This is a genomic window from Microlunatus kandeliicorticis, from assembly GCF_014137855.1.
In the GTDB taxonomy this organism is placed as follows: Bacteria; Actinomycetota; Actinomycetes; order Propionibacteriales; family Propionibacteriaceae; genus Microlunatus; species Microlunatus kandeliicorticis.
This window is the reverse complement of sequence record NZ_JACGWT010000006.1, coordinates 356,979-368,896: the sequence shown is the minus strand read 5'-3', so window position 1 is coordinate 368,896 and position 11,918 is coordinate 356,979. Positions and strand designations below refer to the sequence as shown.

The following is an 11,918-nucleotide window of genomic DNA, read 5'->3' as shown; positions in this document are numbered from 1 at the left end:
CTCGTCAGGTCTGCTGCCGGATCAGGGTGCGCGGGTTGAGCCCGGCCTCCGGGTCGATGGCGGCCACCGCCGGGACGCCGGGCGGCAGCCCCTCGACCACGCCGGCCGGGGTGTGGAACAGCCACACCGCGAGGGCCCGGAACGAGTTCCAGTCGCCCGCGCGGACCCGGAGGTGGAGCAGCGTCCCGCCGTCGGGGTGCGGCCGCTGCCGGATCACGTCGAGCAGCACCGGGTCGGCCCCGGGCAGCACCAGATCGAGCGCGCCCTGGGTGGCGACGGCGTCGGCGAGATCGGCGTCGGCCAGCACCGCGGCCCCGCCCATCGAGACGTCGACCAGCTCGGCCTGGCGGCCGCCGATGCTCACCCGGGCACGCACCGGCACCCGGTAGGCGTTGCGCCGGGAGGTCAGGTACTGGTCCTGCTGGATTCGCCGGATGCCGAGCACCAGCACCAGCCCGGACAGCGCCAGCCAGACGCCCGAGGCGCCGACGCTCGGCGGGCTGACCTTCCACGGCACGGCGTCGGTCAGCCCGAGGAAGGCGTAGACCACGACCAGGACGTTGACGCCGAGCAGCCACCAGAGGATCCGCGGGACGGTGCCGCGGACCCGCTGGTCGGCGCCGGACTTCGGGGTCACCTGGAAGGTCAGCTCGCGCCGGGTCAGCAGCCACCAGGCGCAGGACAGCCCGATCGGGATCCGCAGGATCCGGAGCGCGAACGCCGAGCGCCACTTGAGGTGCCCGCGGAAGAGCCGCTGGACGCCCCACATCCGGATCGCGAACTGGACCAGGAACACCGCGGTGAACAGCAGCGGGTTGAGCGTCGAGGTGGTGGCCCCGCTGACCAGCACGATCGCCGGGACCAGGAAGGCGAAGACGGTGGCCACCCCTTCGAGCCACCAGACGGTCGCGGTCAGGTACTCGTAGAAGTTGCGCCAGCCGAGCCAGCGCTTGGCCGCCCAGAGCTTCTCGAGCACCAGCACCTGCATGCAGCCCAGCCCCCAGCGGCGGCGCTGCAGCAGGTACTGTCCGGGCGTGTCCGGCGCCAGCCCGACGGCGAGCGTCTGGTGGTGGTAGGCGGTCTTCCAGCCGGCCTTGAGCAGGCCGAGCGTGGTGTGCATGTCCTCGACGATGGTCCGGGTGTCGACGCCGCCGATCTCGCGGAGCGCGGCGGTGCGGACCAGTGCGGTCGAGCCGCACCAGAACGGCCCGGCGCCGTCGTGGTTGCGGGCGGCGAGCTGGACGTGGAAGAAGACGCCCTGCTCGCCGGTCTCGCCGTCGTCGTCGAAGGCGCCGGCGTTGTAGTAGTTCTGCGGCCCCTGGACGAGGGCGATCCGCGGGTCGTCGAACCAGCCGAGGGTGTCGGTGAGGAAGGTCGGCAGCGGCACGTGGTCGCAGTCGAGCACGGCGACGACGTCGAGCGGCTCCGCGCCGGCGGCCTCCTCCTCGGCCATCAGCTCGAGCGCGTGGTTCATGTTCCCGGCCTTGGCGTGGTCGTGCACGGTCCGGGTGACGTAGCGGGCGCCGAGGCTGCGGCAGAGGTCGGCCACCCAGGGCCGGTCGCCGTCGTCGAGCACCCAGGTCTGGTGCGCGGGCTCGAGCCGGCAGGCGGCGGTGATGGTCGGTGCGATCACCTCGACCGGCTCGTTGTAGGTCGGGATGAAGATCACCGTCCGGCGGTCCGGTTCGGCGGTCAGCACCCGGCGCGGGGCTCGGTTGTCGATGTTCCACTGGTTGACCAGCCGGATCACCAGCGCGGGCAGCGGCAGCAGCTCGAAGGCGATCAGCAGCCAGGCGGCGACCAGGTTGAACGTGCCGGAGGGCAGGGTGAAGAGGATCCGCCAGGTCACGTAGACGGCGAGCACGGTGACGGCGACGAAGCCGCCGAACCGCGCCAGCAGCCGGGACCGGCGTCCTTCGGGGCCGGGCGGACCGATCAGCGCGGCCCAGCTGGCCAGCGGGGCGACCGGCGCGACCCGGGCGCGCCGGGCGTCGGCGCGGGCGGGGTGGATCGAGGTGCTCATCGGTCGGCCCACCGGAGGGCGGGCCGACGGCGAGGGGTCGACCGGTCGGCGCAGGGACGTGCGGCACAGAACATCGGGGGGATCCGTTCTGCAGGTCGTGGCCGGCGGACCGGCCGTGGCGAACAGCGTCGACGGGACCGCGTCCTGCGTCCCGTGCCGAGCCCCCGAGCTCGCTGTGCATCCTAGTGGGAGCGGCCGGGACGGCACAGCGACCGTGACAGCACCGTCACCTTGGGGTGGAGGGTCGGGTCGCAGCTCGGGGAGGGGTGGCGGCTGCCACAATCGGCGCATGCGCGTCCACATCGCCAGCGACCACGCCGGGTACGAGCTGAAGAACCATCTGGTCGAGGTGCTCGGCGCCGACGGCCACGAGGTCGTCGACCACGGCGCCCCGGGCTACGACGCCGAGGACGACTACCCGGCCTACTGCATCCCGGCGGCCGAGGCGGTGGTGGCCGACCCGGGCAGCCTGGGCATCGTGATCGGCGGTTCGGGCAACGGCGAGCAGATCGCCGCCAACAAGGTGACCGGGGTGCGCGCCGCGCTCGGCTACGACACCGAGACCGCCACCCTGGCCCGCCAGCACAACGACGCCAACGTGCTCGGCATCGGCGCCCGGATGCACAGCCTCGACGAGGCCACCGCGCTGGTCCGGACCTTCCTGGCCACCCCGTTCAGCAACGAGCCGCGCCACCAGCGCCGGATCGACCTGCTCGCGGAGTACGAGCGGGGTCGCTGAGCCGCCCTTCGACAGGCTCAGGGCCCGGAGTTGCGGCTCACGTGCGCTGAGCCCGTTGACGCGCGCTGAGCCCGTTGACGCGCGCTGAGCTTGTCGAAGCGCCGACGAGCGGCCCAGGGTCCGCCGGCGAGCGGCCCATCCTCCGCGAGCCGGCCGGCCGGCGAGCGTCCTCTCCTCCGCGAGCCGGCCATGAATGCTCTCAGCGGCGGCGGCGACCGGAGGCGCGGGCGATCAGGTCGTCGATGACCGCGGCGGCCGCGTCCTCGTCCGCGGCGGAGGGGCGGGAGACGTCGCGGGCGCGCATCGCGCGGTCGTGGTCTACCAGCCCCGAGACGCCGTCGCGGCCGAAGTCGCGCGGCCAGTCCCCGCCGTCGCCCCGCTTGTCCACTCCGCCAATCTAGGCGCCCCGGCCGCACCGCGTACGCTGCCCCGGTGCCCGAAGGCCATACCCTCCACCGGCTCGCCGGCGCGCTCGACGCGGCCTTCGCCGGCACCCGGCCGCGGGTCAGCAGCCCGCAGGGACGGTTCGCCGAGTCGGCCGCGCTGATCGACGGCACCGCCTTCCTGTCGGGGTCGGCGCACGGCAAGCACCTGTTCTGCGACTTCGCCGGCGACCGGGTGCTGCACATCCACCTCGGGCTGATCGGCAAGCTCCGGGTCGAGCGGACGGCGCCGCAGCCGCCGCGGGGGGAGATCCGGCTCCGGTTGGCCACCGACGAGGCGGTCGCCGACCTCAGCGGGCCGCAGATCTGCCGGCTGGTCGGCCCGGCCGAGGTGAGCGCGGTGATCGCCGAGCTCGGCCCCGACCCACTGCGCGCCGACGCCGACCCGGACCTCGCCTGGCGCCGGATCCAGCGCTCGTCGCGTCCGGTGGCCGCCCTGCTGATGGACCAGGCGGTGCTCTCGGGCGTCGGCAACGTCTACCGCGCCGAGGTGCTGTTCCGCGCCCGGGTCAACCCGTTCACCCCGGGCAAGCAGCTGACCCGGCGCAGCTGGACGGCGATGTGGGCCGACCTGGTCGAGCTGATGCCGCTCGGGGTGGCCAGCGGCACGATCGACACCGTCCGTCCCGAGCACACGCCCGAGGCGATGGGGCGGCCGCCGCGCGAGGACGACCACGGCGGCGAGGTCTACGTCTACCGCCGACCCGGGATGCCCTGTTTCGTCTGCGGCGCGAAGGTCCGGACCGAGGTGCTGGCCGGACGGAACCTGTTCTGGTGCGGCCGGTGCCAACGACGCCACTGATCCCGGAGCGCGGTCCGGACGGCTGGCGGTTCTCGCTCGGCGACGGCGAGGCGCTGGTCGCGGCCGACGGCTGCGCGGCCACCCACCCCGACCGCCCGGACCACCGCTACGACGCCGGCGGCGGCACGCCCCGGCTGGTGGTCGACGGCGTCGAGCGGACCTGCCGGCTCGAACGCCACGGCGCCGACCTCGACGAGGTCGACCTGACCTGGGTGGTCGACGGCCTGCCCGCCCTCCGGCTGCTCGTCCGGCACAGCGTCGGGGGCACCTGGCTGCAGCGCTACACCCTCGACCACGCGGGCCCCGAGCCGCTGGTCGTCGACCGGCTGACCGTCGGACCGGAGCCCCGCGGGGACTCGGGGTCTGCGGCGGTCTGGGCGCTCGCCGCCGGAGCGGAGGCGTTCTGGCTCACCCAGCCGGCCGACGGCGCCGGTCCGGTGCTCGCCGCGGTCCTGCAGCACGGCGAGGTTGACGGCTTCGGTCCGCAGGGCTGGCGCACGGGTCCGGTGCGGCTCGAGCCCGGCGGGCGGTTCGTGCTCCAGTGGCAGCTCGACTGGAGCGCCTCGGCCGGGGTGTTCGAGCGTCGCCGGGCCTCGGTGCTGCCGGCCCGCACGATCTTCCCCGAGCACGAGCCGTGCGAGATCGCGGGCACCGACGCGGCCGTGGTCGCCGCCGACGTGGCCGTGGGCACCGAGGGCGAGGTGACGGTGCTGCAGGGGGACCGCGGCACCCACCGCGTCGAGCTCCGGGCCGCGCGCGGCACCGTCCGGTTCGCGGTCAGCTGGGTCCGTCCGGTCGGGGACTGGGTGCGGGCGGCCGGCGAGCGCTGGCTGACCGGGGACCGGACGCCGTCCGGAGTGGTGCGGCTGCCCGGGGCGGCGGCCGCGCTGGTGCTCCAGGCCGACCACGGCCGGCTGGCCGATCCCGACGGTCCGGCCGCCGAGGCGCTGCAGCGGCTGACCGCCCGGCTGCTCGACCGTGACCCGGGGCCCGAGCCCGACGCCTTCGAGCTGGCGCTGCTCGCCGGTGAGGCGCTCCGCACCGGCGACCCCGACTGCGCGACCGCCGCCCGGGCCGGGGTGCTGGCCGCGGAGCGCCCGGTGCCCGGTCTCGGGCTCGCCACCACCCGGGTCGGGCTGGCCGCGCTGGCGGCCGGACGTCCGATCGGCGACCTGGTCGACCACGTCGGGCGACTGGCCGTCGACCCGACCGGTCCGAGCCCCGACCCGTCGGACGCGACCGAGCGCGCCGGCGTCGTCGCCGCCCGGCTCGAGCTGGTGCTGATCAGCCGCCGGCAGGCCGCCCGGGTCGGCGACGACCTGATCGGCCTGGTCCGCGAGCTGGGCACCGCGGTCGGCGGCGGGCTGCCCGGCGGCCCGCCGGTGCCCTGGCCGGCCGACCGGCTGGCCCACGTCGCCGCGGTGCTCGGGATGGTCCCCGAGGCCGGTGCGGGCGGTCTGACCCGCTGGTGTCTGCTCGGGCCGCAGGCACTGGCCGACCAGGTCCGCCGCCGGGCGCTGGCCGCGCTCGACGCGCCGCCGGCGGGCGCGGAACCTCCGGACGCCGTGCTCGCCCCGACCCTGGCCTGGCTGGTGCTCGGTCAGCCGCCGGTCTGAGCGGTGCCGGCACCCGCCGGCCGCTGGCCCGGGGCAGGCCGGATGATCATGGCGGCGGGCGGCCCGATGACGGTGGTTTCACAGGTCGGGTCTGCGATTCTTGACCGGTGACTGAGCTGACGGTCCCCGGCTCCGCGCTGCGGCACACCACCAGCACGCGCACCGCGCCTCCGGGCCGGATCCGGCGGTTGCCCTATCTGGCCAGCCGGATCTACTTCCTCGCCGCGGCGATCCTGGTGCTCCAGGCGCTGTTCCCGGGGGTCTTCTGGTTCGGCCGGGCCGCCGACGTCTACTCGACGATCTTCATCCCGATCGACTCCTCCGGGATCGGGCTGGCTGCGTTCGCGATCATCCTCGGCGGTGCGATGGCCCGCCGGAAACGGGTCGCCTGGTGGGTGACGACGGTGATCAGCCTGGTCTGGCTCGCCGCGCTGCTGGTGCTCGTCGTGTTCTTCACCGTGCTGATCATCCGCGGGGTCACCATCGGGGTCGGCAACACGCTGCTGCTGGCCCGGTTCGCGTTCAACCTGGCCACCATGGGCGCGGTCGTCACCGTCCTGATCCGCTACCGCGGCGAGTTCCGGGCCCGCCGGCAGGCCGGCAACGTCCGCAAGGCGGTGCTCACCCTCGCCGTCGGGATGGTGATCAGCGCGGGCGTCGGGCTGCTGCTGACCACGGTGTTCCCGGGTGACCTGCTCCGGCCGCGTGGCCGGATCGCCTGGCTGGCCAACCAGGTCTTCGGCTTCGACAACGACGACCTCAGCCGCACGACCACCGCGCCGCCGACCTGGACCGGCACCATCACCGGCCTGTTCATCAGCGCGTCGCTGGTCGCGGCCATGATCGTCCTGACCCGGTCGCAGCGGCGGGCGGCCTTCCTGTCCGCCGACGACGAGGCCGCCGTCCGGTCCTTGCTGCCGGCCTCTTCGGCGGACTCGCTGGCCTACTTCGCCACCCGGCGGGACAAGTCGGTGATCTTCGGCAGGGACCAGCGCTCCGCGGTGACCTACCGCGTCGAGCTCGGGGTCTGTCTGGCCAGCAGCGACCCGCTCGGACACCCCGACCACTGGCCGAGCGCGATCAACGCGTGGCTGCGCCTGGTCGAGGAGTACGGCTGGACGCCCGCGGTGATCGGGGCCAGCGAGGCGGGCGCCCGGGCCTACTCCCAGGCCGGGCTGCGGGTGATCCGGCTCGGCGACGAGGCGGTGATCGAGCCGGCCCGGTTCAGCCTGGAGGGACGCGAGATGCGTCCGGTCCGGCAGGCGGTCAACCGGCTGCAGCGGCAGGGCTACCGGACCCGGATCCGGCGGCACCGCGACATCGAGCCCGGTGAGCTGGCGGCCCTGATCGGCAAGACCGACGCCTGGCGCGACACCGAGACCGAGCGCGGCTTCTCGATGGCGCTGAGCCGGCTCGGCGACCCGGCCGACGGCGACTGCCTGATGGTGGAGGCGCTGTTCGCGCGCGGCCAGGCGCCGAGCGCACCGGCCGGGAGCGACGGCGCCACGCCGGCGCCGGGTCCGGGTGCGGGCGACCCCACCGCCGACGTGGCGGGCATCCTCTCCTTCGTCCCGTGGGGCAGCGACGGTCTCTCGCTGGACGTGATGCGCCGGCACCCGCAGGCCGACAACGGGGTCACCGAGCTGATGGTGACCGCGCTGGCCGAGGGCGCCGGCGACGTCGGGGTGCGGCGGATCTCGCTCAACTTCGCGGTCTTCCGGTCCGCCTTCGAGGAGGGCGCCCGGATCGGCGCCGGCCCGGTGCTGCGGCTGTGGCGGCGGCTGCTGCTGGTCGCCTCGCGCTGGTGGCAGATCGAGTCGCTCTACCGCTCGAACGTCAAGTACCGACCCGACTGGGTGCCCCGCTTCCTCTGCTTCGCCGAGACCCGCGACATCGCCCTGGTGGGCGCGGCCAGCGGGGTGGCCGAGGGCTTCATCGACCTGCCGAGCTTCCTCCGGCCCCCGGTGCCGCCGGCCCGGGCACTCGCCGGGACCACCGCTCCGCGGGTCGCCGCCACCGCCGCTGCGGGCGGCGCCGTGGCCGCCGAGCTGCCGACCGGGCTGTCCGAGCCGACCCGGCACCAGCGGGTGCACCGCTCGGCCGCCGACGGCGTCCGGCTCGACGAGCAGACCCGCAACCGGATGGACGTCCGGGCCCGGCTGCTCGAGGCCGGCACCGACCCGTACCCGCCGTGGTTCCGGCCGACCACGGCGAGCACCGGGATCACCGCCGACCGGGTCGGCGCGGCGGTCTCGGTGGCCGGGCGGGTGATGCGGGTCCGCGACCACGGCGGCGTGCTGTTCGCCACCCTGCGGGACGCCGACGGCGAGACCCAGCTGCTGCTCGAGCGCGACCGGATCGGGGCCGACCTGATGGCCCGGTTCCGGTCCACCGTCGACCTCGGCGACCATCTCGGCGCCGAAGGGGTGGTGGCGTTGTCGCGGACCGGCCAGCCGTCGGTCGGCGTCGCCGAGTTCCTGATCACGGCCAAGTCGCTGCACCCGATGCCAGACAAGTACCGCGGGCTCACCGACCCCGAGGCGAAGGTCCGTCAGCGCTATCTCGACCTGGCCACCAATCCCGGGTCGCAGCGCCAGCTGCGGTCGCGGTCGGCGGCCATCCGCGCGGTCCGCGAGGGACTCCTCGGCCGCGGCTTCCTCGAGGTCGAGACCCCGATCCTGCAGACCATCCACGGTGGGGCGAACGCCCGTCCGTTCCGCACCCACATCAACGCCTACGACCTGCCGCTCTATCTGCGGATCGCCCCCGAGCTCTACCTCAAGCGGCTGATGATCGGCGGCATGGGCCGGGTCTTCGAGATCGGCCGGAACTTCCGCAACGAGGGCGCGGACGCCACCCACAACCCCGAGTTCACCATGCTGGAGGCCTACGAGGCCTACGGCGACTACACCACCATGCGGCATGTCGCCCGTTCCTTGATCACCGACGCCGCGCTCGCGGCCACCGGGGGCACGGTGCTCGGCGGTCATGATCACCACGGGGTGCGGCAGGAGGTCGACCTGGCCGGCGAGTGGCCGGTGATCACGGTCAACGACGCGATCTCGTCGGCGCTGGGCGAGCAGGTGACCGCGGACACCGACCGGGCGGCGCTGGTCCGGTTCGCCGACCGGCTGGGGATCGGGGTCGATCCGACCTGGACCCGCGGCGCGGTGCTGCTCGAGCTCTACGAGCACCTGGTCGAGGACCGCACCGTGCAGCCGACCTTCTACACCGACTTCCCGGCCGAGGTGTCGCCGCTGACCCGACAGCACCGGGTCGACCCGCGGCTGGCCGAGCGCTGGGACCTGGTGGCCTTCGGGGCCGAGATCGGCACGGCCTACTCCGAGCTGGTCGACCCGGTGGTCCAGCGCGAGCGGCTGACCGAGCAGTCGCTGCTGGCCGCCGAGGGCGACCCGGAGGCGATGGAGCTCGATGAGGAGTTCCTCACCGCCCTGGAGTACGCGATGCCGCCGAGCGGCGGGCTCGGGATGGGAATCGATCGGCTGGTGATGTTGCTGACCGAGACGTCCATCCGCGAGACCATCGCCTTCCCGCTGGTCCGGCCGCGCACCCGCGGCTGACCGGCGGGCCGCGGGGAGCGAGCGGTGGGTGAGACCGAGGAGTGCGATGACTGACCCGTCGACCGACGCGACCGATGCGACCGACGCGACCGACCGCCCGCGCCTGCCCACCGGGGTGATCGAGAACCTGGGTGGCCGCGACGTGCACTGGTTGGAGATCGGTGGCGACGAGCCCCCGGTGCTGCTGCTCGGCGGCTGCGGCGTCCAGTACACGCTCTGGGACTTCGTGGTCGAGACGCTCCGCGACGAGCACCACGTCCGGACGGTGCTGATGGACCGGCCGGGGATGGCCGGTTCGCGCTGGCCGGGGCGGCTGCCGCTGCTCGCCGAGGAGGTCGACACCCTGGTCGCCATCATCGAGCGGATCGGCCGCCCCACGGTGGTGGTCGGGCACTCGATGGCCGGCCCGCACGGCGAGGCGCTGGTGCGGCGGCGTCCCGACCTGGTGGCCGGCTTGGTGCTGCTCGACGGCTCGAACGAGTGGCGGCCGCGCCCGAGCCGGTTCGAGACGGCGTGGCTGCGCGCGGCGCGGACCGCGCACGCGTCGATGGGAGTGGCCCCGCTGCAGGCGCTGGCCGTCTGGGCCGACCGGATGATGATCGGCGCGCAGAGCACCCGGACCAAGGTGGCGCTGATGCCGCCGTGGGCCGGCTGGGCCTACCGCGACCCGGAGGCGGTGGCGATGGTGATCGCCGAGCAGGCCGCCTACGGACGCCAGCTCGCTGACCTCGACGCGCTGCGCGCCGAGGGCGACTGGCCGGACGTCCCGACGGTGGTGGTCACCGGGGCGGCCGGCGACAACGCCGGGTGGGCCGAGGACCAGGCCCGGTACGCCCGGATGCTCGACGCCGAGCACGTCGTGCTGCCCGACTCGCGCCACATGATCATGCTCGACCGGCCCGACGCCGTGGTCGACGCGGTGCTCCGGCTGCGCGACCGCGCCGGCTGAGCCGGGCCGGGCTCACACGTCGGTCGAGCGCCGCAGCGTCCGCTCGGCGCGCAGCAGCTGGGTGTCCCAGCGCGCGGCGACCGTGCGCTCGCAGCGGTCCAGCAGGTCGACCAGGTGCGACCGGTCGGGTGAGACCGCAGCGACGCCGATCCCGCAGCGGCGGTGCCGGTCGAGGTGGTCGACCTCGGCGACGCTCACCCCGAACTGCCGCAGGTCGGCGACCAGTGGCTTGACCACCGCCCGCTTCTCCTTGAGCGAGCTCGCCTGCTCGATGATCAGGTCGAACTCGATCCACCCGATCCACATGCCGGCCACGCTACCGGGGCGGTCCGGCTCAGACCCGGCGCAGGGCGGGGTCGTCGTCGGCGAACGTGCGCACCGGCCCCGGCGGGGTGTCGGCGGTCTCGAACCGGACGGTGACCCGGCCGCGTCCGGCCCCCCAGACCCAGCCCCGGCCGTGGACGTCGTGCTCGACGTCGGCACCCGGCGGCCAGCCCGCCGACCGGGCCGCCCGGTGCTCGGTCACCGCGGGCCGGTCCGCGTCCGCCCCGGCGGCGGGATCCGGATCCACCGCGACCGGTCCGTCCGCCGGCACGTCGTCGGCCACCTCGGGCTCGGCGGCGACCGCCTCCGGGTCGTCGGTGCTGAACAGGTCCTCCTGCAGGACGTCGGTCAGCCCGGCCACCCCGACACCGACCAGCCGCACGCCGGGGGTCAGGTCGACCTCGCCGAGCAGGTCGGTGGCGATCCGGCTGATCAGCGCGGCGCGGTCGGTGCCGCCGGTGAGCGTCCGGCTCCGGGTGTGGGTGACGAAGCCGTGCAGCCTGATCTTGATCGTCACCGTCCGGGCCAGCAGCCGGGCCGCGGTCAGCCGGGCTGCCACCTGGTGTGCGTCGCGGTCGACGATGGTGGCCAGCTCGGCGAGGTCGACCAGGTCGCGGTCGAAGGTGTCCTCGACCGAGATCGACTTGGCCTCGCGCTCGGGCTCGACCGCCCGGTCGTCCTCGGCGAAGGCCAGCGCCTTGAGCCCGGTGCCGTGCGCCCGGCCGATCACCTGGACCAGGTCGTCCAGCGCGATCCGCTGCAGGTCGGCGACGGTCTCGACGCCGATCCGGCGCAGCTTCTCGCCGGTCACCGGTCCGACGCCGGGGATCACCCGCGCGCTCATCGGGCTGAGCAGCGCGACCTCGCCGCCGGCCGGGACGATGTGGTGCCCGTCCGGCTTCCCCAGCTCGGTGGCCACCTTGGCGATGAACTTCGAGCTGCCGACGCCGATCGAGGCGGTCAGCCCGCCGGTGACCGCGGCGACCTCGGCCTTGAGCTCGCCGATCAGCCGTTCGAGCCCGGGGACGCTCAGGTCGACCGGGCGTCGGGCGGCGGCCAGGTCGACGAAGGCCTCGTCGAGGCTCAGCGGCTCGACCAGCGGGCTCAGGTCGCGGAGCACGGTCATCACCTGTCGGCTGGCCACCCGGTAGGCATCGAAGCGGCCGGAGAGGAACGCGGCGTGCGGGCAGCGGCGCCGGGCCTCGTGGCCGGGCATCGCCGAGTGCACCCCGAACACCCGCGCCTCGTAGGAGGCGGTGGAGACGACCCCGCGGGCCCCGACCCCGCCGACGATCACCGGCTTGCCGCGGAGCGACGGCTTGTCCCGCTGTTCGACCGAGGCGAAGAACGCGTCGAGGTCGAGGTGCAGGACCGACGGCTGGGATCTCATCTCCGCCCCATGATTCCTCATCCCACCGACAGTCCGGGGCCGAGCAGGGCG

General features: G+C 74.6%; 9 protein-coding genes. 5 read left to right on the top strand and 4 right to left on the bottom strand.

The window, feature by feature from the left end; all coding sequences use genetic code 11:
• Positions 1 to 4: 4 nt before the first annotated feature.
• The gene (locus tag FHX74_RS18550) at positions 5 to 2,023 is read right to left on the bottom strand and encodes a glycosyltransferase family 2 protein (RefSeq protein ID WP_182561667.1); all 2,019 of its coding nucleotides are present in this window, start codon (positions 2,021 to 2,023) and stop codon (positions 5 to 7) included.
• 289 nt (positions 2,024 to 2,312) lie between these two features.
• On the opposite strand from FHX74_RS18550, the gene FHX74_RS18545 reads away from it, so the two are divergent.
• Positions 2,313 to 2,762 (top strand): ribose-5-phosphate isomerase, encoded by a 450-nt coding sequence (locus FHX74_RS18545; RefSeq protein ID WP_182561666.1) that lies wholly within the window; start codon positions 2,313 to 2,315, stop codon positions 2,760 to 2,762.
• A gap of 199 nt (positions 2,763 to 2,961) precedes the next feature.
• On the opposite strand, the gene FHX74_RS18540 is transcribed toward FHX74_RS18545, so the two are convergent.
• On the bottom strand, positions 2,962 to 3,150 hold the full coding sequence (locus FHX74_RS18540; protein WP_182561665.1) for a hypothetical protein: 189 nt from the start codon (positions 3,148 to 3,150) through the stop codon (positions 2,962 to 2,964).
• A 44-nt stretch (positions 3,151 to 3,194) separates the two neighbouring features.
• On the opposite strand from FHX74_RS18540, the gene FHX74_RS18535 reads away from it, so the two are divergent.
• The 4 genes from FHX74_RS18535 (at position 3,195) to FHX74_RS18520 (ending at position 10,153) form a co-directional block, all read left to right on the top strand.
• A complete protein-coding gene (locus tag FHX74_RS18535; protein ID WP_182561664.1) occupies positions 3,195 to 4,007 on the top strand; it encodes an Fpg/Nei family DNA glycosylase in 813 nt (270 codons plus the stop codon).
• The gene (locus tag FHX74_RS18530) at positions 3,989 to 5,623 is read left to right on the top strand and encodes a hypothetical protein (protein WP_182561663.1); all 1,635 of its coding nucleotides are present in this window, start codon (positions 3,989 to 3,991) and stop codon (positions 5,621 to 5,623) included. Before FHX74_RS18535 ends, FHX74_RS18530 begins: the two co-directional genes overlap by 19 nt.
• Before the next feature lie 107 nt (positions 5,624 to 5,730).
• Positions 5,731 to 9,204: a bifunctional lysylphosphatidylglycerol synthetase/lysine--tRNA ligase LysX gene (lysX, locus tag FHX74_RS18525; protein ID WP_328823920.1), complete on the top strand. Its 3,474-nt coding sequence runs from the start codon at positions 5,731 to 5,733 to the stop codon at positions 9,202 to 9,204.
• 46 nt (positions 9,205 to 9,250) lie between these two features.
• Positions 9,251 to 10,153 (top strand): alpha/beta fold hydrolase, encoded by a 903-nt coding sequence (locus FHX74_RS18520; RefSeq protein WP_182561662.1) that lies wholly within the window; start codon positions 9,251 to 9,253, stop codon positions 10,151 to 10,153.
• Between the two features lie 12 nt (positions 10,154 to 10,165).
• On the opposite strand, the gene FHX74_RS18515 is transcribed toward FHX74_RS18520, so the two are convergent.
• Together FHX74_RS18515 and FHX74_RS18510 are read right to left on the bottom strand one after the other, a co-directional pair.
• Positions 10,166 to 10,459 (bottom strand): DUF503 domain-containing protein, encoded by a 294-nt coding sequence (locus tag FHX74_RS18515; RefSeq protein WP_182561661.1) that lies wholly within the window; start codon positions 10,457 to 10,459, stop codon positions 10,166 to 10,168.
• Between the two features lie 28 nt (positions 10,460 to 10,487).
• Entirely contained in the window at positions 10,488 to 11,867 is a 1,380-nt protein-coding gene (locus FHX74_RS18510) for a DNA polymerase IV (RefSeq protein WP_182561660.1), read from the bottom strand.
• Between the last annotated feature and the right edge of the window lie 51 nt (positions 11,868 to 11,918).